Raw genomic sequence first — 23,000 nt, 5'->3', positions numbered from 1 at the left:
GTCGGCAAGTATGGTATGGCGGAACTCTCGGCCTGTATCGCGCAGATGATGGAGAGCTCGGAAACGCAGATGCGCTCCTATGTCGCCGAAATTCCTGACGGCGCCTATACCGTCGAGGACTTCTTCGACAATGACGGCATCGAGGACAAGCCCCTGACCGTCGCGCTGAAAGTCGTGGTCGACGGAACCGACCTCAATTTCGACTTCACCGGCACGTCCGATGCGGCGAAGGGTCCGATGAACGTGGCGACGAGCACCGCGAAATCGATGTGCTATGTCGCGCTCAAGCACATCTTCCCCGATGTGCCGGTCAATGGCGGCGCTTTTCGGCCGACGCGTTTTACCATTCCCAAGGGCTGCCTGCTGGCGGCGGAATATCCGAAGCCCGTGGGCGGCACCACAGACGTGACCCAGCGTGTCGTCGATGCGGTGTTCGGCGCGCTGGCGCAGGCGATCCCGGAGAAAGTCCCCGCCGCCGCCTTCGGCACCGCCGGCGTCATGACGTTGTCGGGGAAGCGCCCGGATAGCGATGCGTATTACGTCGCCGTTTATCCCTATCCCGGCGGCTACGGCGGCAGCCATGTCTCGGACGGCCTGGTCAATGGCACGCCACCCGGCTCGATGGCCAAGTTCATGTCGGTCGAGATGTCGGAGCATCGCTATCCCATGCGCTTCGAATACCTGAAAATCCGCGAGGAATCAGCGGGTGCCGGCCTGCATGCCGGCGGCTGTGGCACTGCCTACGGCATTCGCGCCTTGTCGGACTGCGTCGTGTCCATCCTTGGCGACCGCGTCGACCACAGGCCGTTCGGCGTCCAGGGCGGCCAACCGGGCGCCGCCAATTCCGTCGAGTTCGAGGTGGGCGGCAAGACATGGCGGCCGCCCATGCGCAGCAAGATCGAGAAGCTCGCGCTCGCCAACGGCGACATCGTCCATCTCGCCTCGCCGGGTGGCGGCGGTTTTGGCGATCCGCTTCAGCGCGATCCGGCCCTGGTGCAGCATGATCTCGACGAAGGGCTGATCAGCCGCGAAACCGCCGAGAATATCTATGGTGTCACCATCGAGGAGCGACCGAAAGCCAGCGGGGGCCTCCGCTTTTGCGTCAGTGCCTCGGGAAGGCAAAAAGCCGCCGGACGGGACTGATGTGTATTTCCGTCGGGGTGGCTGGCGGGATTCATATGAATACGTGATAATTCCGCGCTTGCCTGCGACGAGCCAAATGAGGTCAAAGGCGATCTCGGCCGTTCATGCCCTTGCCTCGGGAGTTTGCGAATTTGACTGAGAAGGAACCGAGCGGGATCGTACCGATATTCGTGCCCAAGGCCTCGGATATATTGGCCGCGCGCCTACGCGATCTCATTCTTGCGGGTAAGTTCGTAGCGGGCGATATGCTGCCGGCCGAGCGAGAACTGGTCGCGGAATCAGGCCTGAGCCGCGCGTCGGTGCGCGAGGCGCTCCGGGTCCTCGAAGCTGAGAACCTGGTTACGACCCGCCCCGGCCGACTTGGCGGCTCGATGGTGACCCTTCCCGGCCGCAAGTCCGTCGCGCGCTCGGTGGAGCTGTTCATCCGCACCCACGGTATCCGGCTCGAATCGCTACTGGACTGTCGGCTAGCCGTCGAGCCCATGATGGCGAGCCTGGCCGCTGTCAAACGAAGTCCGGAAGAACTGGCTGAGATGGAGCGACTCCACGAAGCCTTTCTCGCCTCGGGCGACGACATCGCCGCCTACAAGCAGATCAATCTCGAATGGCATCTGGCGGTGGCGCGCGCGAGCCAGAACGAACCGCTGATCGCTCTGATGGAAGCGATTTCAGACTCCATCCTGAAGGCGGCAGACTACCAGCAGGTCACCACTGAAGGTATCCGCCACGAAGCTTTTCTCGCCCATACCCGGATTATGAAGGCGATCACTCAGGGTGATGCGGCGCTAGCCTTCAAGAGCATGGAGCGCCACGTCAGCGCCTATAGCAAGGTGGCGCGCGAGCGTCTCCACCGGCAGCAGGTCTCGGCCAATCTCCAACCGGAAAAACGACTTCGGAAAAAGGAGCCTGCCGCGGACTGAGCGTATCGTGAGCTCACGCGGGTTGGTCCGGGAACACGGACAGTTGCGCGCGATGCGCTGAGGTTTGGCCCCCGAGGCCGCAAGGCTCAGCGCATGCCGCCGGCGGATAACCGAGGCGCTTGCCTCACGCGCCCATGTAGGCGGCCTGCAGCGCCGGATCATTGCGCAAGTCGTCGGAACTGCCGGACCGGACAATCCGGCCGTGCTCCACGACATAGGCCCGCTTCGACAGCTCGAGGGCCTCCTCCACATTCTGCTCGACCAGGACGATGGACAGACCTTCGTGGCGCGCCAACGCCTCCACGAGCTCGAACACCTTGCCCACCATCATTGGCGACAGCCCGACAGAAGGCTCGTCGAGCATCAGCAGCTTCGGGCGGCTCATCACCGCCCGCGCAATGGCGCACATCTGGCGCTCGCCGCCGGAGAGATGCCCCGCCAGTTGTTCGCGACGCTCCGCGAGGACCGGGAAAAGGCTGATGACCTCCTCCAGCCTGTCCTTCGCATCCTGCCGGGAACGTCGAGCGAAATAGCCAAGTTCCAGGTTTTCCTGGACGGTCATGAAGGGAAACAGCCGGCCGCCCTCGGGCACCATCACGAGGCCCATGGCGGGCAAGCGGTGCGGTGCGATCGTGGTGATGTCAGTGCCGTCGAAATGGATCGACCCGCGCGTGACCTCGACCAGCCGGGTGATGGCGCCGAGCAACGTGCTCTTTCCGGCGCCATTGGCGCCGACAATGGACACGATCTCGCCGTCGGAAACCGAAAGCGAGATGCCTTCGAGCACGGCCGCCTGATTGTAGCCGGCGTGGAGATCTCGGATTTCCAGGATGGTATTCACCGGCGCGCCTTCCCGATATAAGCCTCGACCACCTGCCGGTCGGACAGCACATCCTCCGGGCTTCCCTGCGCGATTTTCGTACCGAAGTTCAGCACGACCACCTGGTTGGCAAAGGCCCGCACGACTTTCAGATTGTGCTCGATGACCAGGATCGTGAAGCCTTCGCGGTGAAGCCGCTGTACGAGCGTGATGACCTCGTCGACCTCTGTCTGGTTGAGCCCCGCCATCACTTCATCCAGCAGGATGATGGTAGGATCAAGCGCGAGGGCGCGCGCGATCTCGAGCCGCCGACGCTCGCTGAGCGTGAGCAGGCCGGCCCTCACCGAAGCGCGGGCCGACAGGCCGACCATCTCGAGCGCTTCGCTCGCCCGCCGGGCGGCCGCCTGCGCGCCGCGGTTGTGCAGAAAGGCGCCAATGAGCGCGTTTTCAAGCGTTGTAAGCGAGGTCAGCGTCTTGGAGATCTGGAACGTGCGGCCAAAGCCGAGCACCGCGCGCTTCTGCGGCGACGCGGCCGTGATGTCCTCGCCCTTGAAGAGCACCGCGCCCGACGAGACTTTCAGCTGCCCCGTCACAAGGTTGAACAGGGTGGTTTTGCCGGCCCCGTTCGGGCCGATGAGGCTCACGAGATCGCCCTTGGCCATTTCCAACGAGACGTTGTTGACCGCTGTCAGTCCCCCGAAACGCTTGGTGACGCCGTCGATCTTGAGAAGCGGCTCAGCCATGGCGGCGCCTCCGGATTGATTGCCAGGCGGTTTCGGCGGCGCCGACGATGCCGCGCTTCAGGAACAACGAACACAGGATGAGAACCGCTCCCAGCACCACGAGATGGCCTCCCGGGATCGAGCCACCGATCGTCGCCCGCAGGTAAAACTCTACCGGCACGATGAGCAGCGCCCCGACCAGGGGGCCGAAGAGGGTGCCAACGCCGCCTATCAGCGAGATGAGCAGGAAGCGGACGCCGATGTCGGGCAAGGAAAGCAGCGTCGGGGGATCGATGAAGCGCAGATACAAAGCGAAGAACACGCCCCCCATCGCGGTCAGCGCCGCGCTGAGCGCCATGCCCGTCATTTTGACATACAGCACGTCGATACCGCTCGCCTGCGCCGCATCCTGATCGTCGCGGACAGCCTGGAGATAGTATCCAAGCCGGGTTCTGTAGACGAAACCGCTGACGATCAGGCAGAAGATGAGGAACCCGAGCATCAGCAGGGCATAAGAGAAGCGGTTAGTGAATATCATGTTTGAAAACCCTGCCTTGAATGGCAGGGACATGCCACGTGGTCCGCCCGTCAGGCTGTCGAAGTAATTGGCGAGCACGAAGGCGACCTCGCTGACGGCCAAGGTTGCGATGCCGAAGAACTTTCCCTTCAGGCGAAACAGCGGCCAGCAGATCAAGGCGGCCGCGATCGCGGCCGCCAGTGCAGCCGGCACCAGCGCGATCCACGGCGAAAGGCCGAACCGGATGTAGAGGTTGCCGGCGAGATAAGCCCCGATGGCGAAATAGACGCCGTGGGCGAGCGAGAACTGTCCGCCATAGCCGCCGATGATATTCCAGCTTGTCGCCAGCGCCGCGAAGAGAAAGGTGTAGGACAGGATGTTCATGTAGAACGGCTGGCCGGACAACAGCCAGGTGCAGCCCAGCAAGACGATCGCCACCGCCGCGATACGCACCAGTTCCGTATCAAAGGTGGTGAGACCTGTGACGGATTTTGCTTTCAACGCGGATGCCGGCATGGGCAATGTGTCAGTTCTGCTCACGGAGACCTACCTCTTCAGCGCCCATGACACCGAATAGTCCGCTCGGACGGACGATCAGCACGATGATAAACACGAGGAACCAGGCGACATGCTTGAGTTCCGGATTGACGTAGTACCCGGCGAACGCCTCGATCATGCCGATGATGAACCCCCCGGCGAAGGCGCCCCAGACGCTGCCGAGCCCGCCGAGAACAACTACCGCGAAGGCCGCGACAATGAAGTTTCCGCCGATCTGCGGCGACATGGTGTAGATCGGCGCGAGCAGGGTGCCGGCGAGGCCGGCCAGCGCCGCGCCCGTGCCGAAGGTGAGCATGTAGGTCCACTCGACATTGATGCCCATGAGCCGGGCCGAACGGCGATCCTGTGTCACCGCGCGCACGGATTTGCCGAGAAGCGTGTGCTTCAGGAACCAGCTGAGCCCGATGGCGACAACGCAAACGGAAAGCAGGACAATGAGCCGCGAGAGGCTGAGGCTCACCCCGCCAAGGTCGAAATGGACCTGCGACAAGGGCGTCGGCACGGTGTAGCTCATGCCGCGGGTAATCGCCAGGACCATGTTCTGCAGCAACAGCAGCAGGCCGAAGGTGGCGAAGACCTGCATCATCGGTTCGTTCTGCAGCGGTTGCAGGATGAAGCGCTGAACCACCACGCCGAAGAGGAACAGGCTCGGCACCACCACCAGGATGGACACATAGGGATCGACGCCGATCAACAGATACGCGAGATAAGCGCCGTACATGCCCAGCATAACGAATTCGCCCTGGGCGAAATTGACAATGCGGATGACGCCAAAGATGAGATTCAACCCGATACTGACGAGTCCGTAGATACCGCCAAGCAGCAAGCCGACTGTGACGACGTTGATAAAGGCTGACATTATGGGCGCCTCCGCGAGACACGCGCCGACAGAGATGGCAGCGCGTGTCCTACATTATTTTACTTGGAAGAAAGGCCGATGGGCTTGACGCCCGGAACAGCCGCTTCATTCGGATACACGGTGACGACCTTGCCGCCCTGCCACTGGCCCACCGTCGGGAAGGCCAGCCCGTTCTGCATCTTGTCATCGAACTTCACGCCAAAACCCGTCGCATAGGAGCCGAGCGGCTTGTTCAATGCTTTCGCCGCGGCAACGACGGCCTCAGGCTTTGTCCCGCCCGCCGCCTTGATGGCCTCGGCCATTACCTGAAAGCCGACATAGGCGTTGAGGCTCTGGGGCGCGATCGGCTCGCCGCCGAACTTCGCCTTATAGGCGGCGAGATACTCGTCCTTGCCCGGGCCGAATTTCTCCGAAATATCGTAGCGCGGATAGGACACGACGAAAATGCCTTCGAGACCCGCCGGGCCCAGAGCCTCGAGGGTCTCCTTGGTATCGGCGGTACCGTTGAAGATCGTTACCGGCGGCTTGAAGTTCTGGCCTTGCGCGGTGCGCAACAGAAGATTGCTGTCAGGGATGTAGCCGGTGCTCAGCCACACGTCGGGCGCGCCGTCGCGCATGCGCAAGATCACGTCCGTCAGATCGATGGACTTGGCGCTATAGGGCGTCTTGCCGACGACCTTGACACCCGCCTCTTTCAGAAGCTCCGCCTGGCGATCGCCGATCGTGGTGCCATAGACTGAATCCTCATGGGTGATCCAGACCTTCAGATCACCCGGCTTCTTGCCGAGACCGTTGGCGACGAGATCGACCACCGCCTTAGCCGAGAGTTCGGCAAAGGTGCCGGCCGAAGGCCCCGACCGCACGAAGTTCGGCAGGCCGCGCTCGGTGAGGTTGGCGGCAAGCGCATTCGTGTCCCAGTAGAGCTTGTCATACTGCAATGCCGCCTCGCTGCCGGCGGCGGCGACCGCGCTCATGTAGGTGCCGATGAAGACGTCGACGTTGTCGCGGGTCGATAACTGGTCGATCGAGGCGATCGCCTCCTGCGCGTTCGTGGCATTGCCGCGGATGATCTTGATCGGCTTTCCAAGCAATCCGCCATTGGCGTTGATCTTCTCGGCGGCAAGTTCATAGCCGCGTGTGACCTCGTCTCCATAGAGGGCGACCGCTCCGGAGTAAGGATTGATGGCACCAACTTTGAACGCGTCCTGCGCGTGGGCGCTGCCACCGGCGAGGGCCAGACTGCCGGCCGCGGCAAGCAAAAGGCTACGCTTCGTGAACTTGATCATATTCCATCCTCCTCCCGTTTTGCCGGGACGCCCGGATTCTTCGGATCTGTCCCGGCGACTTGATCAACGTTTCCACCTGGTCCGGCGCCTTTCCGCCAAAAGCGCGGCCCTCCGTTATTGGCCTGACAATAATAATTATAAAACGATGATCATTTCAATTCCCTTCCATCACGGAGAGGGCCATCAATCGTGATTAGACGTTAGCAACCGCAATTTTGTCCGTCTGCGCCAATTGCGTCTTTGTCCCATCAGCATATCGCGCCCTGCCATAAGGCAGAGCGCGGCCCGCAACCGGTCAGCGTGCGTCCGGCGCCTTGAAGGCGGGCTTGCGCAGCCCCAGATGCTCCCGCAGCGTGGCGCCGCTATACTCCGTGCGGAAGCGGCCGCGGCGCTGGAGTTCCGGGACCACGAGGTCGACAAACTCGTTCAGGCCCGTGGGAAACACGGGCGGCAGCACATTGAAGCCGTCGGCGGCGCGTCCGTCGAACCAGGCTTCCATCACGTCCGCAACCTGGCCGGGGGAGCCGATGACCACATTATGGCCGCGCGCGACGGCGACGTTGAGGTAAAGCTGCCGGAGGGTCAGGTTGTCCTTGCGCGCCATCCGCAGGATGACCTCAGTCCGTCCCTTCGCGCCGTCGTGATCGGCAAGGTCCGGCAGCGGCTCGTCCAGCGGATAGGCTGAGAGGTCGCGGCCCAGCAGATGCTGAAGCAGGAACATGCCGACCGATGGCTGCACGAGCGATTGCAGGTACTCGTATTTTTCCTTTGCCTCGGCCTCGGTGCGGCCGATCACCGGGAAGATGCCCGGCATGATGACCAGGTCGTCGGGGCTGCGGCCGTGGGCGGCAAGACGCCCCTTCGCGTCGGCGTAGAAAGCCTGGCCTTCCGCGAGGCTTTCAGCAGCCGTGAAAATCACTTCGGCGGTTTGCGCGGCGAGATCGCGCCCGGGGCCTGATGATCCGGCCTGGACAATGACCGGCTGTCCCTGGGGCGATCGCGGCACGTTCAACGGACCTTTCACCGAAAACAACGGGCCGTTGTGATTGAGGAAATGCATCTTCGCCGGATCGAAATAGCGGCCCGTTTCCTTGTTCGCCTCGATGGCGTCGTCTTCCCAGCTGTCCCATAGCCCTTTGACGACCTCAGCGAATTCAGTGGCGCGGACATAGCGGTCCGCGTGCGCCATATGCGGGTTGGCACTGAAATTGGCCGCCTCCGCCTGATTGTGGGAGGTGACGAGGTTCCATCCGACGCGGCCACCGCTGATAAGGTCGAGCGAGGCGAACTTGCGCGCCAGGTGGTAGGGCTCGTTGTAGGTGGTTGTCGCGGTCGCCACGAGCCCGATCCTGTCAGTCACGGCCGCGAGCGCCGCCAGCAATGTCAATGGCTCGAAATAGACCGCGCGCGCGGCGCCGGCCTGCGCGTCCAGGTTCTCCGGGCGGATACCGACGAGATCGGCCAGAAAAAACAGATCAAACTTGCCGCGCTGCGCGGTCTTCGCGAGTTCCACGCACCGCTGATAGTTGAAAGCGCTGTCGGTCTCGCCGTCGGGATGGCGCCAGCCAGCCACATGGTGACCGCCCGGCCAGTAGAACACACCGAGTTTGATCTCATCGCTACGCTTGTCAGCCATTGGTTTCTCCCGGGGCGTCGCGCGTCCGGCGGAAAAATCATCGCCGTGCTTTGTTCTGCGCGCCTGTCAGTTCGGAAATAAGCCACGGCGACTGGAGCACGCAAAGTAAAAATTCATTTTCGCTCCTCATTAATATATAGAGATTTTGAGAATAAGACGCCGCGGGAGAATCGTATGGCGGATGAGGGAGTGAAATCAGCCAGGCGGGTTTTCGAGTTTCTCGAATATTTCGCGGCGGTGCAGCGCAGCGTGTCGGTCGCGGAACTGGCGACGCACTATGGCTATCCCAATTCCAGCGTGTCCTCGATCATGCGCACGATGGTCGGCATGGGGTACCTCAGCTACAACGGCTCGGCGCGCACTTACCTGCCGACGGCGCGCCTGACGTTCCTCGTCGATTGGGTGGCGACCCAGCTCTACGATCAGGAACGGGTGCGTGCGATCATGCAGGATCTGAGCGACGCCACCGGCGAGACGATCCTGCTCGGCGTCCAGAATGGTATTCAGGCGCAATATGTTCAGATCATCGACGCCACCGGGCCGGTGCGGCTTCATGCCGAGCCCGGCAGCTTCCGCGGGCTCGGCACAACGGCGGTCGGGCATATCCTGCTGGCGCGCCACGACGACGCGCAGATCAGCCGGCTGATCCGCCGCATCAACAGCGACACGCCCGATCCCTCAAAGAAACTCGACCCGTCCGCGCTCATCGAGAAGGTGCGCAAGGCGCGTGCGCAGGGCTATGCCCTGTCCATCAGCGGTGTCGTCAAGGGCGCCGGCGCGATCGCGATGCTCCTGCCGGAGAGCCTGGGCGCCACCCCGCTGGCGATCGGCATATCGAGCGTCGAAGCGGTTATCGTCGGAAACGAGCAGGCTTATGTGGACCTCCTCCGCAGAACCATACAGAAGCGGACAGTTGGAGCCGCGAATTGGGGGGAGCAGACATGAACCTGCGGCAGATGGAAGTCTTCCACGCGATCATGCGCGCCGGTTCGGTCACCGGCGCCGCCCGGCTTCTGAACGTGACGCAGCCGGCCGTGAGCGCCGTGCTGCGCCATTGCGAGGACCAGTTGCGCATCAAGCTGTTCGAGCGCACCGGCGGGCGGCTGCAGCCCACGCCCGAAGCGGAAGCCATCTTCCCCGACATCGCCAACATCTTCCAGCGCGTCGAAACCGTCAGCCGCGTCGCCAACGATCTCGCCGGCGGCAGACTTGGCAACATCACGGTTGCGGCCACCTTCGCCATCGCCAATGGCCCCCTGGCCGAAGCCGTTGCCGTCTTCTCCCGCTTCAAACCGTCGGTCCGGTTCTCCGTCCATGCCTTGCCCACCCATCAGGTCATCGATCGCGTGTCCCGTCGCGAAGCCGATTTCGGCCTTGGCTTCGGGCCGATCAGGGATCCCGCGGTCGAGGCGGAGCTGCTGGCGAGCGCCGAGATCGCCTGCATCATGCCGACCGACCATCCGCTGGCGCAGGAAGAGGTCATCACCGTCGAGAAGCTCGCCGGGCATCCGATTATCACCTACGCGCCGCACACCCCGATCGGCGGGCCAGTGGAAACAGCCTTCCGGGACTGCGACGTGGAACTGGTACGCGCCGTGCAGGTCAACTATTCGATGACGGCCTTCGTCCTGGCCGCGCGCGGCGCGGGCATCGCGATGGTCGAGCCTCTGCTGCTCAGCGCAGCCTCCATGCCATCGCTTGTGGCGCGCAGGTTCGAACCAAGGATCACCGTGGAAACCATGCTGATCCATCCCATCGGCCGAGGACAGACGCGGACGATGCGGAGCTTCATCGATACCTTGAAGACCAAGATCTCGGAGACCTATGGCACTGTGCTGCCGGAGCCGATCGACGGCAGCCCATCATCCTGACTTATGAACGAGGCCCGAATTGTGACTGTCAGCCTCGGCGCATGGGGCGTTAGCTATGCCCATCTCACACAGCATGGGCGAACAGATGGAACTGCAAGATCTCGTCAGAAACAATGTCAAAACCCGCATTGCCAAGGATGAAGTCGCGGTATCGATGATCGTGCGGCTCGTACAGAGCATTGAAATCGTGAGCATCGCCAGGGTCAGCGGCTTCGATTCGCTGTACGTGGACCTCGAACATTGTTCGTTCTCTCTCGAAACGACAGCTCAGATCTGCATGGCTTCGCTGCTGGCGGGGGTAACCCCGTTCGTGCGCGTTCCCAGCATCGAGTCGGACTATGTCTCACGCGTGCTCGACAACGGAGCGCTTGGCGTCATAGCACCGCATATCACCTCGGCTCGCGACGCCGAGAAAGTCGTTCGCAATGCCAAATTTCCCCCGCGCGGCGAGCGTTCGGTGACCGTGGGCATCCCGCATCTCGGATTCCAGACCTGGCCCGTCGATGAGGTGCGCAAGGCGCTGAACGACGCGACGACGGTTATCGCCATGATCGAGGACCAGCGCGGCCTCGACAATGCCGAGGAAATCGCTGCGGTCGATGGCGTCGATATCCTGATGATCGGTACCAACGATCTCTGCGCAGACTTTGGAATCGACGGCCAATTCGAACATCAACGCGTGGCGGATGCCTATCGGCGCACCATCGAGGCCTGCGCCAGGCACGGCAAGACCGTCGGGATCGGCGGTCTCGCCAATAAACCGAAGCTGATCGAGCAGTTCGTCGGCCTTGGTGCGCGTTATGTCTCCTCGGGCGCCGACCTGTCTTTCCTGCTGGCCGGTGCCAAGGATCGCGCCGCCGCGATACGCGCCTTTCAGAACAAGCCGCGCTGATCGTCTGACGGCATTATTCGCCGGCAAACAAAAAGCCGCCGCGAGCACCGCGGCGGCCCTGTCACGACAGCGGAATGTCGCGGGACCTCACGCCCCCTTGCGGGCTATGGCCTCCTGATGCGCCGGATCGATCAGGGGAAAGACTGTGAATGCGGCGGGCACGCAGTCCGACCATTCCGTCATCAGGCGATGCAACGTCTCGTGGCTCTCGACGTCGAAAACGACGATTGCGCCGCGGCCCGTCTTCACATAGACGGCCTTGACGATGCCCGCCTCCTTTTGGCGATCCAGCCAGTCCCAGAACGTCGTCTGGATTCCGCGCACCTGGGAGGGGCGGGCCGGCTGCGGATCACTGATGACCATGAACTGCATGATGTCGTTCCTTGTTGAAGCGTTGCTTGCGCGCGAGGCAGGCCTGCCTCGCGATGAGGGCCGAATACAGATCGAATGCCTGCCGGCCGCCCTCACAGACCGCCCGTGGATCGCCACGACGGGTGCTAGGAACGCAGCCCGGCGTTGATCTGGATGGTGCGCGAGCGCGTGAAGTGGTTGAGCATGGATTGGAGCGTATATTCCTTGCCGAGCCCGCTGACCTTCAGCCCGCCATAGGAGACATTGGCGCGGGGGCCCGCATACTGGTTGACCTGCACGAGACCGGCCTCGATACGTGCCGCGAACTGCATCGCAGTGCCGAGATCCCGCGTCCACATCGCGGCAGCCAGGCCAAAGACGCTGTCATTGGCAATGCGAATCGCATCCTCGAAGTCGGTGAACCGCACGGCCACCGCCACGGGCCCGAAGATCTCCTCCTGACAGAGCGGCGCGTCATGCGGCACGTTGTCGATCAGGGTCGGCCGCATGAAGAGGCGACCCGGCATCGACGAATCGGCCTCGGGCGACCCACCGCAAAGAACGCGGGCGCCGGGGATATCCTTGACGCTGCTCACGAACGACTGGATGCGATCCATCTGCTTCTGAGAGATGATCGTTCCGACCTCGGTGTTCTCGTCGAAGGGGTTCCCGACAACCAGCGCATTCATCAGCTTGACTGCACCTTCGACGACCTCGTCGTAGATGCTCTCCTGGATCAGGATGCGCGAGCCCGCGATGCAGGACTGGCCCTGCCGCATGAAGCGCATGCCGGCCACGACGCCTGGAATGGCCAACGCGAGATCGGCATCCGCCATCACGATATTGGGGTTCTTGCCACCGAGCTCAAGCGTGACCGGGATGAGCTTGTCGGCAACATATTGCGAGATGAGCTTGCCGACGTTGACCGAGCCGGTGAAGGTCGCCTTGCGCACGGCCGGATGCTGCACCAGCGGCTTGCCGACTTCCTCGCCGACGCCGGAGATCATGTTGATCGCGCCCGGAGGCAGGAAGGACTGGATGATCTCCGCGCAGCGCAACACGGCGAGCGGGGCGGTTTCCGCGCTCTTGACCACGATGGTGTTGCCCGCCACGAGAGCCGGCGCGATCTTGGCGCTCAACGTGAAGACCGGACCGTTCCACGGGATAACCGCCGCGATCACGCCGATCGGCTCGCAGGTCGTGTAGTGCAGAACGCCCTGCGCATCGGGAACCGTCTCGCCCTTGAGCTCGCCGGAGACCCCGGCGAACATGCGTAGCATATCGACCGCGGTGGCCATGTCGCCGCGGGATTGCGAAGCGATCGGGTGGCCGGTTTCGAGCGTCTGCAGCTGTGACAGCGTCTCAAGTTCCGCCTCGATCCGGTCCGCGGCCTGGGCGATCAGCCTGCCGCGCTCGCGGGCAGGAATGCGCGACCACACGGGAAAGGCCTTCGCTGCAGCTTCCACGGCGCGCGCGGCATCGGCAGCGCCGCAGCGCGGCACGGTCGCGATCACCTCCATCGTCGGGGGGTGGATGACGTCGATCGTCGCATCCGTCTCAGCGGCGACGAGGCTTCCACCAACAAGAACCTTGTTGGACAAGCGCTTTGCTTCCGCCCGCGCCGCAGCGGAGTCGATCAGTCTCTTCTGAGTGCCGGACATGGGCCTCCCTTTTTGATCTTGTTGACTCGAGCGGTCGAAAGGTAAGCCAGCCAGAGCAGGCGACCAAATCAGCAAAGCGAACGATGCCATAAGCCCAGGTGAATGAGAGACGAAGCTGCGCCCTGCTCCATAAAGACGGCTTATAGGACACCGGTAATCCGCGATTTGCCTCGACGGCGCTGGATGCTGTTTGTCGAATCAAGCCGATATCTTTCGAAGATTCGGCGGATTGGGGAAGAAACATGGACGTTTTTGACTATGTGATCATAGGTGGCGGCTCGGCTGGCTGTGTCATCGCCAACAGGCTGGTGACGGCCGGCGCCTCGGTCTGCGTCCTCGAAGCCGGACCTGTCGACAGCAATTTTTTCATCCATATGCCGGTTGGCTTCGTAAAAACGCTCTTCAACCCTTCTCTGATCTGGCAATTCTACAGCGAACCATCGGAGGGGAGCGGCGGCCGGAAACTATACGCGCCGCAGGGCAAGACGCTGGGCGGATCGAGCTCCGTCAATGGCATGGTCTATGTGCGCGGACAGGCGAACGACTACAACGCCTGGGCGCAGAGCGGCAATCGCGGCTGGGGCTATGCGGACGTGCTTCCCTATTTCCGACGGATCGAAAGCCGCATGGCGCCTCACGATCCGAACTACCGCGGCAGCAAGGGGCTGCTGCCCGTCACCGATCCCGACTGGAGACATCCCCTATGCGAGGCTTTCATCGCCGGCGCGCAGTCGATCGGGCTGCCGCGCAATGCCGACTATAACGGCGCCACCCAGGAAGGCACGGGTTACTACCAGCGCACGATAGCCGGCGCCCGCAGGATCAGCGCGGCCCGCGCCTATCTCTATCCGGTCATGAAGAAGCCGAATATCCGGGTTCTGACCGATGCCCAGGCCTCCTCCCTCATCCTCGACGGCAAGCGTGTTGTCGGCGTCAGCTACAGACGCGGCGGCGTTGCGTCGGAAGTGCGCGCGCGCCGTGAAGTCATCGTCAGTGCCGGCGCCATTAACACGCCGCGTCTGCTGCAACTGTCTGGCATCGGCAACCCGGATGTCTTGACCCGCGCGGGCGTTACTGTCCGCCACGCGCTCAATGGCGTCGGCGAAAACCTCTCGGATCACTACAGTCCCCGTCTTGTCGCCAGCGTGAAGAACATCGGCACCATCAACGGCCTCGTGAAGGGCCCGCGCCTGATGTCCGAGTTCCTGCGCTGGAGCCTGCGCAAGCCGAGCGTTTTGGCCCTCAGCGCGGCGGTCTGCTACGCTTTTGGCCGCTCAGATCCGGCGCTCGACGCGCCGGACTACACCATCATCTTCACGCCCGCGAGCTACAAGGACGGGCAGCTCGGCGTGCTCGACGACTATCCCGGAATCACGGCCGGCGCCTGGCAGATGCGTCCGGAAAGCACCGGCTATGTCCACATCACGTCGGCCGACGTCAACACGGCGCCGACGATCCAGCCGAACTATCTCGCCGCCGAAAAAGACCGCCGGGTCCTGCTGCACGCCATTCGCTCCGCGCGCCGCATCCTCCAGAGCCAGCCGATGGCCGCCTATTACGACGCGGAGCGGCTACCGGGCGCCTCGCTGCAGACCGATGACGAACTGCTCGACTTCGCGCGCCGCTACGGATCGAGCACCTATCACCTCGCCGGGAGCTGCCGCATGGGGCCGAGCACCGCACGCAACACGGTGGTAAACGACCAGTTGCGCGTCCACGGCCTGGAGAACCTGCGGATCGCCGATTCCTCGGTCATTCCCGCGATGGTCTCCGCCAATACCTACGCCACCGCCCTGCTGATCGGGGAAAAGGCGGCGGACTTCATACTGGGTCGCGAGGCGCTCGCCGACGCTGCCTGACATTCCGATCGCGGAATGGACCTGATCCCCACGGAAGGACAAGACGATGGATGGCACCAAGCCTGCGGAGAAGCTTTTCATCCGGGCAGAAGATCTGACCCTCGTTTCGGCCCAACTGCTCGAAAAGAGCGGCCTGTCGCCAGCCGACGCTGAGCTGGTAGCCCGCTGTCTGGTGGAGGCCGATCTGCGTGGCGTCGAGACACACGGTGTCGTGCGGCTCGTGCACTATATCAAGCGGATCCACCTTGGCCTCATCAATCCCGTGCCGGCGATCCGCGTCACCAAGGTGACGCCGGTTGCCGCCTCGGTGGACGGTGACGACGGCTTCGGCTTCGTCGTCGCTGAGCGGGCGATGCGCGAGGCGATCGAGATGGCCTCGCAATACGGCGTAGGCCTCGCCTCGGTCCATCGGAGCAGCCACTTCGGCATGGCGGCGAGCTATGTCCTGCAGGCCGTGCGCGCCGGCTACATGTCGCTGGTCTTCACCAATGCTTCCGCGTCCATGCCGCCTTGGGGCGGCCGCGACCCCGTGCTAGGCACGAGCCCCTTCGCCGCCGGCGCCCCTGGCGGGAAGCTGCCGCCCTTCGTGCTCGACATGGCGGTCGCCGTCGCCGCCCGGGGCAAGGTGCGCCTGGCCGCCAAGCGGGGCCAGAGCGTTCCCGAAGGCTGGGGCCTCGACAAGGATGGTCGCGCCACCACCGATCCGCAGGCGATCCTCGACGGCGGCGTGGTCCTGCCCGTCGGCGGTCCGAAGGGTTCAGCGATCGCCATGATGATGGATATCTTCTCGGGCGTGTTCTCCGGCTCGGCCTTTGCCGGCGAGGTGACCAACCATACCGAGGAATTCACAAAGCCCCAAAATGTCGGGCATTTCATCATGGCCATCAAACCGGACCTGTTCCTGCCGATGACGGAATTCGCCGAGCGCATGGACTTCCTCACCAACCGGGTGAAGTCGTCGGCGCTCGCCGACGGCTTCTCCGAGATTCTGGTCTCAGGCGAGCCGGAAGCCCGATTGGAGACGAAGCGCCGGGCAGAAGGCATTGCCCTGCCCAAGGCAGAGCTCGATGCAATTCGCATCGCGGCGGAGGGACACGGCCTTCCCTTCCCGACGCTGTCCACACACGCCTTTGCATCCTAAGGAACGCCCACCATGGCCTTGACCCCAGCGAATCGCGATTTCGCGCTCGTCGACACGCATGCCCATATCTTTCGCGCCGACCTCCCGATGGCGCCAGGCGGGCTGCATCTGCCGACGCATGACTTCGAGACGGCCGACTATCTGGCGATCCTCGATGCCCATGGCGTCGAAAACGCCGTCATTGCCGCGCCGAGCTTCCTCGGCACCTATAACGACTACATGATCAAGGCGCTGAAGCGCGAGCCGCGCCTGCGCGGCACGGTCATCGTCGAGCCCGGGATCGATCCCTACATCCTCAAGGCGATGGACGACGACGGCGTGGTCGGCGTCCGCCTGTCCTTCCGGGCGCGCAAGCAACTGCCCGATGTGGCGGGCGCGGAGTTCCAGCGGCTGCTCTGGCGGCTCGCCGACCTCGACTGGCATGTGCATCTGCATATCGAGGGCCAGCGCCTGCCGGAGGTATTGCCAGTCCTGACACGATCCCCCGTCAAGCTGGTGGTCGATCATTTCGGTCGGCCCGACCCCGAAACCGGCGCCGAGAGCGAAGGCTTCCAAGCTTATCTGCGTGCGTTCGATTCCGGCCGCACGTGGGGCAAGCTCTCCGGCGGGTTCCGCATTGTCTGTGATCCCCAGCCGCTTGCGGACCGGCTCATGGCCGTGGCGGGCCCAGAGCGCCTGGTTTGGGGCAGTGACTGCCCGTTTACGGACTTTGAGAAGACGGTGACCTACCAGTCCACCATCGACTCACTGGTCCGGTGGGTGCCTTCACGCGATGATCGGAACACCATCGCTCAGACGTCGCTTAAACTATACAAATTCAAGTAAAAAAAGGGTCTTGCACTGGAAGTTCATTCGTCAGACGTGGACTAACAGGCCATGGCATTGAAGCTATAGCGAGGCCGATATCAATCACGACCACGTCTTGACGGCTCGGAACATCGCGGCGCGGCGGTTGTTAGCTCTATGCTCCCGACGTTTTCAGCCTGAGCGCCCGGGAGCAGCCCCGATCGGGCAGCTTCCCCAAGCGGGTCGGGGTGCCTAGGCCTCATACATCTCGCAGACTTTCAGCGGATAAGGATGCACAGCCCCGCGCTCCTGCCGGTGTCGGTTTGGGCCGGGGCTTTGCTTTTGCCAGGTGGATCCGCTTGGGTCGCCTTTGGGCTCTCAGCGGCTTCGCGCACGCGGGCGAGACAAACCTGCATGCTCTCCAGGATCGCCTCCGCCGTGGCAGTGGGCTGGCCACTGGCCCGCAATTCCCTGATGAACTCGCGTTGCCGGGCGCATCGCGCTTCGGCTTCTTTTACGTGCTCTGCGGACACTGTGATCGAAGCGACCTTCGGTGTGGACATGTCTTCCTCCGCCTAGACAAAGAAGCAGCCAAAACCGATCCAAGTTCCGATGCATCATAATATCGTATCACTGGGCTACCGCAGTAGTGATCAGCTAGAGGAGCACAACTTTACAGCCTTTTTTTGTTGGGCTAGCGGAAAGTGCTCATCCGTCGATTGCTGATTCTTGAGGCGACAGATGCTTGCGCCTCCCGTACAGGCAGGCTTGCAGAGCGAGAATTCCTCACTATCATTGTTCGGCTGAGATCCGGCGTAGACAATGGAGCGAGATGTGCTCTTGACACGCCGCTCGTTCAATACTCATCCCGGCTCCAGCCGGAATGAAGAATTGGTCAGATGATGCCAGCGGAAGCCCAGCATTGAGAGCGCCCCCCGTGGGGGCGCATCTCTGCTTTAGCGCCAAGACCTATTTAGCGCCAAGACCTATTAGCGCCAAGACCTACGACTATTCTCGTCAGCCCTACCCCGGCACATCCAGCCAATGACGGCGCCGAACATCCCGGCCACGAGTATGCTACTCAGCGGGCTTGACCCCACTTGGCGTCCCAAGGCCTGAACGCCATCCTCATAATAGGCTTGGCCGGCGTCCACCGTCTGGCGCGTTACGTCTTTCGCGGTGCTGGCCGCCTGGTCCTTCAAGTCTACCACCTTGTCGCGTCCAGAATTCCACGTCTCTTTAGCAGCGTCCTTAGCCTTGTCAGCCATGTCCTGCGCTGCGCCCTTGATTTGTTCACTATCCATGCGAACCTCCGTTTGACTCCATGCAGGTCAACGCCCGAAAAATCACTTCGTTCACAGCGGCGTCAAAAAAGACACCCTCGCAGAGACGCCGTCATCGATCACAACGTCAGGGAATTCATCGCCCCAGACCGACGTTTTGTTCTTCCCGGTTCCGTCACATGACGTTGGATATCGGGGGCCGCCGCGCGAGATGCCAACTGCGCGCATGACACGCGTTGGAAAATTGTTATACAAATTACTCCATACGCGAATGATGGTGCCGATGACCAAGGCTTCAGCCTCCCAACAACCGACCTACCAGTTTCTCAATCCGAAACGCGAGTCGCTTCCCGAAGCCATTGCCAATGTGGTCGCCGAAGCCATCGCCAGCGGCCAACTCGCGCCCGGTGCACGCATCGTCGAGACCGCGTTGACCACCAGCCTCAACGTGAGCCGCGTGCCGGTGCGCGAAGCGCTCAAGGTCCTGCATACCCAAGGGATTATCGAGGGTGGGAGCCATCGCGGCTTTCGCGTCGCGACCTTTTCGCCGAAAATGGTGCAGAGCGTCCAGGAAGCACGCATCGATCTGGAAACGCTTCTCCTGCGCGACGCGGTGGCAAACTGGCAGTCAGGGGCCGCGGATGTGAAGGAACTCGATGCTGTGATCGCGCGCATGCGCACGGCCGCCCGTGCCGGGGACTTCGAGGAGATGCTGCGCGCCGATCTCGCATTTCACCGGGTGATCTGCGATGCGGCGCAAAATCCCATCTTCGCGACCCTGTGGACGGCCATCGCCCGCCATGTCCTCATCATTCTCAATCTCGCCCGTTTTCGGGATACGGACCTGTCCGTCGTCGTGCGCCGTCATATCGCGCTGAAGGACCAGATCATCATGCAGATCGCCCAGCGCGGCTCGGTCGCGGACCTGCGTACGATCCTCGAGGCTCATTTCCTGGCCGAGCGCGCCTCGGTGATCGGCGAGCCCGCGGCGGGGAAAGTCAAGCCGCGAGCCAGCCGCCGTCCACCATCAGGCAAGACCCGGTCGTAAACGAGGCTTCGTCACTCGCGAGGAAGAGGGCCGCCCGTGCCACCTCGTCCGGGCTGCCGAGACGGCCGAGTGGATGGCGTGCCGCCGAGGCGGCACGCGCTGCCGCCGCGTCCGGCGATCGCTCGAAAGCGCGGGCGAGCAGCGGAGTGTCGATGGCGCCGGGCACCACCACATTGACGCGGATGTTCTCCGCCGCGTGGTCCAGAGCCATACTGCGCGCCAGGCTGACGATCGCACCCTTGCTCGCGAGATAAGCCGCGTTGGCCCGGCCTCCCGCGAATGCCAGTTGCGAGCCGACCAGAACGATCGCCCCGCCGCCGCGCGACCGCATGGCGTGAATGGCAGCCCGGCTCCACAGGAACGATCCGGTGAGGTTGGTGCGCAGAACCGCATCCCAGGCATCGACCGAGCTGTCCGCGACCGACTGGCCGGTCGACCAGCCGGCCGCCGCAAGCAGGACATCGAAGCCGCCGAAGCGCTGGCGCGCTGCTTCGGCGTGGGCGTCCACAGTCATCACGTCACCCACGTCGCCGGCAAGGGCAAGCGCCACGCTCCCGGCTGCCTCGACCATCGCCGTGGCCTGCACCAAAGCCGCTTCATCCCGATCGACAAGGACGAGCGTCGCCCCCTCCTGTGCGAAGAGAACGGCGCTGGCCAAGCCGATGCCGGACGCAGCCCCGGTCACAGCCACGACCTTGTCCCTCAGCCGCCCAGGCCTGTCGACCACCATCTGATGTCACTTTCCCGTTGCGAATGATGTTAGTTTGTTAGACATTTTACGAAACATGTTGCGCAGCACAAGAGGCCGTGCACACAATACGGCGACAGGCGCCTGCTGATCTGGAGATCTTGTCCGGCAGCGGTGTGGTGCGCGACCGATCAACCCGTCACACAAGATCCCGGAGTTCGCCGAACGTGGAGCCAGTCTTGTCCGTCCGCGATCTCCGTGTGGAATTCGCCACCCGGCGAGGAACCGTTCGCGCACTCGACGACGTCTCCTTCGCAATCGACAAGGCAGAGGTGCTGGGCGTGGTCGGTGAATCCGGGGCGGGGAAATCCGTAACGGGCGCCGCCGTCATGGGGCTGGTCGCGCCCCCCGGACGCATCACGGCCGGCGAAATAAGTCTGGGAGGTCTCAGGATCGACGGCTTCGACGAACGCGGCATGCGCGCCATTCGCGGCAAGCGCATCGGCATGATTTTCCAGGATCCGCTAACGAGCCTCAATCCTCTGATCCGCATTGGCGACCAACTGGTCGAGACCATGCTGACCCATCTCAACCTCAGCGCGCGCCAAGCTCGGCTCGCGGCCATCGACCTCCTCGCCGAAACCGGCATTCCAAGCCCTGCGACACGCATCGACAGCTATCCGCACGAATTTTCGGGTGGCATGCGCCAGCGCGTGGTGATTGCGCTGGCCCTGTGCGGCGAGCCCGATCTCGTCATCGCGGATGAACCGACCACGGCGCTCGACGTGTCCGTCCAGGCGCAGATCATCGCCCTCATCAAACGTCTTTGCAAGGAGCGCCGTACGGCCGTCATGCTGATCACCCACGACATGGGTGTGATCGCCGAAGCAGCCGATCGCGTCGCCGTCATGTATGCGGGACGGGTCGTCGAGGTCGGCCCGGTGGACGACATCGTGCGGCGGCCGCGCCACCCCTATACCCAGGGCTTGATGAGCGCGATCCCGCCGCTTGATCATCGGCCCGACCGGCTGGTGCAGATTCCAGGCAGCATGCCGCGGCTGACGGCGATCCCGTCGGGCTGTGCCTTTCATCCACGCTGCCCGCAGGCTTTCGCGCTCTGCCGTGTCGAGGAGCCGCCGGGGCGCCGCGCCGGCACGAGTTTTGCTGCTTGCCATCTCTATTCGCCGGCGGCAGGACGGGTTTCGTGAGCACGGTTGACCTTGTGATCGTATCGGACCTGAAGAAGGAGTTTCGCGCCCGCGGGAACCTCATCTCCAGGCTGCGACGGCGCAGCCGGCCTCCGGTGCTGGCGGTGGACGGCGTGTCCTTCACCGTCGAGCGCGGCAAGACCTTTGCGCTCGTCGGCGAATCGGGATCCGGCAAATCGACGATCGCCCGCATGGTGGTGGGCCTGATGGCGCCGACCTCAGGCGAAATCGCCATCGACGGCGTGTCCATGACGGCGCCGTCGGCGGCTGCCGCCCGCCTTGCCTTGCGACGGCGCATCCAGATGGTCTTCCAGGATCCCTATGCCAGCCTCAACCCGCGCTGGCGGGTCGGCGAGATCATCGCCGAGCCGATTACCGCTTTCGGGCTGTGTGCGCCCGGAGCCGACACCCGGGCGCGGGTCGGGGAACTCCTCGGCCTGGTGGGGCTGCATGCGGATGACGGGCTGAAGTTTCCGCATGAGTTTTCAGGCGGCCAGCGCCAGCGCATCGCCATTGCGCGCGCGATCGCCTCCGATCCCGCTTTCATCGTCTGCGACGAGCCGACCTCGGCGCTCGACGTGTCCGTCCAGGCCCAGATTCTCAACCTCATGCGCGATTTGCAGGACCGGCTTGGCCTGACATACCTGTTCATCAGCCACAACCTGGCCGTGGTGCGCTTCATGGCCGACCGCATCGGCGTGCTCAGCCGCGGCAAGCTCGTGGAAGCCGCGCCCAGCGCGGAGCTGTTTGCAGATCCTCAGCACCCCTATACGCGGCAGCTTCTGGCCGCTGCGCCGGATATCGGCGCGGCCTCGTCAACCCTGGCGCTCCCCCACGGCGCCCTCTCACCAGCGGAGATCCGAGGTGGCAGAGCCCTTTGACTGCATGATCCGCGGCGGCCGTGTGGTCACCGCCTCGGGAACGTTCGACGCCGATGTCGCCATCTCCGGAGAGGCGATCGCCGCCATCGGCCGTGGCCTCGGCGAGGCGAGGCGGGTGATCGATGCGACCGACAAGCTGGTTCTACCGGGCGGGGTAGATCCCCATTGCCATATCGAGCAGATGACGGCGGCCGGTGTGGTCAATGCCGACACCTTTGCCACGGCGACGACCAGCGCGTTATTCGGTGGCACCACGACGGTCATTCCCTTCGCCGCGCAGCATGTTGGCGCCAGCCTGAAAGGCACGGTCGCTGACTACCACAGGTTGGCGGAAAAAGGCGCAGTGGTCGATTATGCCCTGCACATGATTCTCGCCGATCCGACGCCGGAGGTGATTGCCGAGGAGTTACCGGCGCTGGTCGCGGCCGGCCACAGCTCGATCAAGCTGTTCATGACCTACGATCGCCTGAAGGTTGACGACGAGCGCTTCCTCGACGTGTTGCTCGCCGCGCGCAAGGCCGGCGCTTTGGTCTGCGTCCATGCCGAGAACCATGGCATGATTGCCTGGATGGGCAAGCGGCTCGTCGAACGCGGCTATATCAAGCCGAAATATCATGCGATGGCCCATCCGCGCCTCGCCGAGGTCGAGGCGTTCGGACGCCTCATCGCCATGGCGCGGCTCGTCGACCAGCCGGTGATGATCTTCCACGTCTCGACGGCGGAAGGGGCCGCCGTGATCCGCCAGGCGCGCGGTGAAGGCACCAAGATCTTCGCCGAGACCTGCCCGCACTATCTGCTGCTCGATGCAAGCGCGCTCGACAAGCCGGGGACGGAGGGAGCGAAATGGATGTGCAGCCCGCCGATGCGGAC

The 23,000-nt window shown here is 63.4% G+C and carries 23 protein-coding genes; 12 read left to right on the top strand and 11 right to left on the bottom strand.

The genetic code is table 11. From position 1 onward, the window contains the following. Both KF719_RS17880 and KF719_RS17875 read left to right on the top strand, forming a co-directional pair. On the top strand, positions 1-1,143 hold a 1,143-nt coding region (locus KF719_RS17880; RefSeq protein ID WP_293510764.1), incomplete at its 5' end, for a hydantoinase B/oxoprolinase family protein. 131 nt (positions 1,144-1,274) lie between these two features. Continuing rightward, positions 1,275-2,063, top strand: coding sequence for an FCD domain-containing protein (locus tag KF719_RS17875; RefSeq protein ID WP_213337981.1), 789 nt, complete (start codon positions 1,275-1,277; stop codon positions 2,061-2,063). A gap of 124 nt (positions 2,064-2,187) precedes the next feature. Here the strand turns inward: KF719_RS17875 and KF719_RS17870 are convergent, their stop codons facing one another. The 6 genes from KF719_RS17870 to KF719_RS17845 all read right to left on the bottom strand — a co-directional run bounded on the left by KF719_RS17870 (position 2,188) and on the right by KF719_RS17845 (position 8,461). Next, positions 2,188-2,904 carry an ABC transporter ATP-binding protein gene (locus KF719_RS17870; RefSeq protein WP_213337982.1) on the bottom strand — a complete coding sequence of 239 codons (717 nt, stop codon included), beginning with the start codon at positions 2,902-2,904 and terminating at the stop codon, positions 2,188-2,190. Continuing rightward, a complete protein-coding gene (locus KF719_RS17865) occupies positions 2,901-3,626 on the bottom strand; it encodes an ABC transporter ATP-binding protein (RefSeq protein ID WP_213337983.1) in 726 nt (241 codons plus the stop codon). The genes KF719_RS17870 and KF719_RS17865 overlap by 4 nt, the downstream gene beginning before the upstream one ends. After that, positions 3,619-4,638: a branched-chain amino acid ABC transporter permease gene (locus tag KF719_RS17860; protein WP_293510728.1), complete on the bottom strand. Its 1,020-nt coding sequence runs from the start codon at positions 4,636-4,638 to the stop codon at positions 3,619-3,621. The genes KF719_RS17865 and KF719_RS17860 overlap by 8 nt, the downstream gene beginning before the upstream one ends. Before the next feature lie 10 nt (positions 4,639-4,648). Continuing rightward, positions 4,649-5,539 (bottom strand): branched-chain amino acid ABC transporter permease, encoded by an 891-nt coding sequence (locus KF719_RS17855; RefSeq protein ID WP_213337985.1) that lies wholly within the window; start codon positions 5,537-5,539, stop codon positions 4,649-4,651. A 59-nt stretch (positions 5,540-5,598) separates the two neighbouring features. Beyond that, positions 5,599-6,825, bottom strand: coding sequence for an ABC transporter substrate-binding protein (locus KF719_RS17850; RefSeq protein WP_213337986.1), 1,227 nt, complete (start codon positions 6,823-6,825; stop codon positions 5,599-5,601). A 295-nt stretch (positions 6,826-7,120) separates the two neighbouring features. Then, complete coding sequence (locus KF719_RS17845) at positions 7,121-8,461, bottom strand: LLM class flavin-dependent oxidoreductase (protein ID WP_293510730.1); 1,341 nt, start codon at positions 8,459-8,461, stop codon at positions 7,121-7,123. Positions 8,462-8,650: 189 nt separating this feature from the next. Here KF719_RS17845 and KF719_RS17840 point away from each other — a divergent pair, with 189 nt between their 5' ends. The 3 genes from KF719_RS17840 to KF719_RS17830 all read left to right on the top strand — a co-directional run bounded on the left by KF719_RS17840 (position 8,651) and on the right by KF719_RS17830 (position 11,224). Then, positions 8,651-9,406, top strand: coding sequence for an IclR family transcriptional regulator C-terminal domain-containing protein (locus tag KF719_RS17840; RefSeq protein WP_293510732.1), 756 nt, complete (start codon positions 8,651-8,653; stop codon positions 9,404-9,406). Next, positions 9,403-10,332, top strand: a complete 930-nt coding sequence (locus KF719_RS17835; RefSeq protein ID WP_293510734.1) for a LysR family transcriptional regulator — start codon at positions 9,403-9,405, stop codon at positions 10,330-10,332. Before KF719_RS17840 ends, KF719_RS17835 begins: the two co-directional genes overlap by 4 nt. A gap of 85 nt (positions 10,333-10,417) precedes the next feature. Next, positions 10,418-11,224, top strand: coding sequence for an aldolase/citrate lyase family protein (locus tag KF719_RS17830; protein ID WP_293510736.1), 807 nt, complete (start codon positions 10,418-10,420; stop codon positions 11,222-11,224). An 87-nt stretch (positions 11,225-11,311) separates the two neighbouring features. On the opposite strand, the gene KF719_RS17825 is transcribed toward KF719_RS17830, so the two are convergent. Next, entirely contained in the window at positions 11,312-11,596 is a 285-nt protein-coding gene (locus tag KF719_RS17825; RefSeq protein ID WP_293510738.1) for a DUF3303 family protein, read from the bottom strand. Between the two features lie 125 nt (positions 11,597-11,721). Then, a complete protein-coding gene (locus KF719_RS17820) occupies positions 11,722-13,236 on the bottom strand; it encodes an aldehyde dehydrogenase family protein (RefSeq protein WP_293510740.1) in 1,515 nt (504 codons plus the stop codon). Between the two features lie 242 nt (positions 13,237-13,478). Between KF719_RS17820 and KF719_RS17815 the strand changes: the two genes are divergently transcribed. Genes KF719_RS17815 through KF719_RS17805 form a run of 3 tightly spaced genes read left to right on the top strand, consistent with a single transcriptional unit; the run spans position 13,479 to position 17,061 of the window. Continuing rightward, a complete protein-coding gene (locus tag KF719_RS17815) occupies positions 13,479-15,095 on the top strand; it encodes a GMC family oxidoreductase N-terminal domain-containing protein (protein ID WP_293510742.1) in 1,617 nt (538 codons plus the stop codon). A 46-nt stretch (positions 15,096-15,141) separates the two neighbouring features. Next, positions 15,142-16,236, top strand: coding sequence for an Ldh family oxidoreductase (locus KF719_RS17810; RefSeq protein WP_293510744.1), 1,095 nt, complete (start codon positions 15,142-15,144; stop codon positions 16,234-16,236). Between the two features lie 12 nt (positions 16,237-16,248). Continuing rightward, positions 16,249-17,061 (top strand): amidohydrolase family protein, encoded by an 813-nt coding sequence (locus KF719_RS17805; RefSeq protein ID WP_293510746.1) that lies wholly within the window; start codon positions 16,249-16,251, stop codon positions 17,059-17,061. Between the two features lie 239 nt (positions 17,062-17,300). Here KF719_RS17805 and KF719_RS17800 read toward each other — a convergent pair whose 3' ends face one another. Then, complete coding sequence (locus KF719_RS17800) at positions 17,301-17,585, bottom strand: hypothetical protein (protein ID WP_293510748.1); 285 nt, start codon at positions 17,583-17,585, stop codon at positions 17,301-17,303. Positions 17,586-18,011: 426 nt separating this feature from the next. Beyond that, positions 18,012-18,326 carry a hypothetical protein gene (locus tag KF719_RS17795; protein ID WP_293510750.1) on the bottom strand — a complete coding sequence of 105 codons (315 nt, stop codon included), beginning with the start codon at positions 18,324-18,326 and terminating at the stop codon, positions 18,012-18,014. A gap of 262 nt (positions 18,327-18,588) precedes the next feature. Here KF719_RS17795 and KF719_RS17790 point away from each other — a divergent pair, with 262 nt between their 5' ends. Next, on the top strand, positions 18,589-19,353 hold the full coding sequence (locus tag KF719_RS17790; RefSeq protein ID WP_213338005.1) for a GntR family transcriptional regulator: 765 nt from the start codon (positions 18,589-18,591) through the stop codon (positions 19,351-19,353). Here the strand turns inward: KF719_RS17790 and KF719_RS17785 are convergent. After that, the gene (locus KF719_RS17785; RefSeq protein WP_293510752.1) at positions 19,304-20,083 is read right to left on the bottom strand and encodes an SDR family oxidoreductase; all 780 of its coding nucleotides are present in this window, start codon (positions 20,081-20,083) and stop codon (positions 19,304-19,306) included. The two genes, KF719_RS17790 and KF719_RS17785, sit on opposite strands and share 50 nt — an antisense overlap. Positions 20,084-20,268: 185 nt before the next feature. Between KF719_RS17785 and KF719_RS17780 the strand changes: the two genes are divergently transcribed. The 3 genes from KF719_RS17780 to KF719_RS17770 form a co-directional block, all read left to right on the top strand. Next, on the top strand, positions 20,269-21,249 hold the full coding sequence (locus tag KF719_RS17780) for an ABC transporter ATP-binding protein (protein ID WP_293510754.1): 981 nt from the start codon (positions 20,269-20,271) through the stop codon (positions 21,247-21,249). 62 nt (positions 21,250-21,311) lie between these two features. Then, entirely contained in the window at positions 21,312-22,130 is an 819-nt protein-coding gene (locus KF719_RS17775) for an ATP-binding cassette domain-containing protein (RefSeq protein WP_293510760.1), read from the top strand. Continuing rightward, positions 22,114-23,000: amidohydrolase family protein (locus KF719_RS17770; protein WP_293510762.1), on the top strand; the 887-nt coding region annotated here is incomplete at its 3' end. The genes KF719_RS17775 and KF719_RS17770, both read left to right, overlap by 17 nt.

Origin of the sequence: Parvibaculum sp. (assembly GCF_019635935.1) — a bacterium.
Lineage (GTDB): Bacteria > Pseudomonadota > Alphaproteobacteria > Parvibaculales > Parvibaculaceae > Parvibaculum.
The sequence above is the reverse complement of the archived record's forward strand: the minus strand, read 5'-3'. Positions and strand labels throughout refer to the sequence as shown.

Bases quoted from the DNA above. Each gene is read 5' to 3' on its own strand.
- KF719_RS17855 (WP_213337985.1), bottom strand. From the start codon at position 5,539: ATGTCAGCCTTTATCAACGTCGTCACAGTCGGCTTGCTGCTTGGCGGT.
- KF719_RS17810 (WP_293510744.1), top strand. From the start codon at position 15,142: ATGGATGGCACCAAGCCTGCGGAGAAGCTTTTCATCCGGGCAGAAGAT.
- KF719_RS17835 (WP_293510734.1), top strand. From the start codon at position 9,403: ATGAACCTGCGGCAGATGGAAGTCTTCCACGCGATCATGCGCGCCGGT.
- KF719_RS17850 (WP_213337986.1), bottom strand. From the start codon at position 6,825: ATGATCAAGTTCACGAAGCGTAGCCTTTTGCTTGCCGCGGCCGGCAGT.
- KF719_RS17790 (WP_213338005.1), top strand. From the start codon at position 18,589: ATGACCAAGGCTTCAGCCTCCCAACAACCGACCTACCAGTTTCTCAAT.
- KF719_RS17830 (WP_293510736.1), top strand. From the start codon at position 10,418: ATGGAACTGCAAGATCTCGTCAGAAACAATGTCAAAACCCGCATTGCC.
- KF719_RS17845 (WP_293510730.1), bottom strand. From the start codon at position 8,461: ATGGCTGACAAGCGTAGCGATGAGATCAAACTCGGTGTGTTCTACTGG.
- KF719_RS17860 (WP_293510728.1), bottom strand. From the start codon at position 4,638: ATGCCGGCATCCGCGTTGAAAGCAAAATCCGTCACAGGTCTCACCACC.
- KF719_RS17795 (WP_293510750.1), bottom strand. From the start codon at position 18,326: ATGGATAGTGAACAAATCAAGGGCGCAGCGCAGGACATGGCTGACAAG.
- KF719_RS17800 (WP_293510748.1), bottom strand. From the start codon at position 17,585: ATGTCCACACCGAAGGTCGCTTCGATCACAGTGTCCGCAGAGCACGTA.
- KF719_RS17785 (WP_293510752.1), bottom strand. From the start codon at position 20,083: ATGGTGGTCGACAGGCCTGGGCGGCTGAGGGACAAGGTCGTGGCTGTG.
- KF719_RS17825 (WP_293510738.1), bottom strand. From the start codon at position 11,596: ATGCAGTTCATGGTCATCAGTGATCCGCAGCCGGCCCGCCCCTCCCAG.
- KF719_RS17805 (WP_293510746.1), top strand. From the start codon at position 16,249: ATGGCCTTGACCCCAGCGAATCGCGATTTCGCGCTCGTCGACACGCAT.
- KF719_RS17820 (WP_293510740.1), bottom strand. From the start codon at position 13,236: ATGTCCGGCACTCAGAAGAGACTGATCGACTCCGCTGCGGCGCGGGCG.
- KF719_RS17865 (WP_213337983.1), bottom strand. From the start codon at position 3,626: ATGGCTGAGCCGCTTCTCAAGATCGACGGCGTCACCAAGCGTTTCGGG.
- KF719_RS17815 (WP_293510742.1), top strand. From the start codon at position 13,479: ATGGACGTTTTTGACTATGTGATCATAGGTGGCGGCTCGGCTGGCTGT.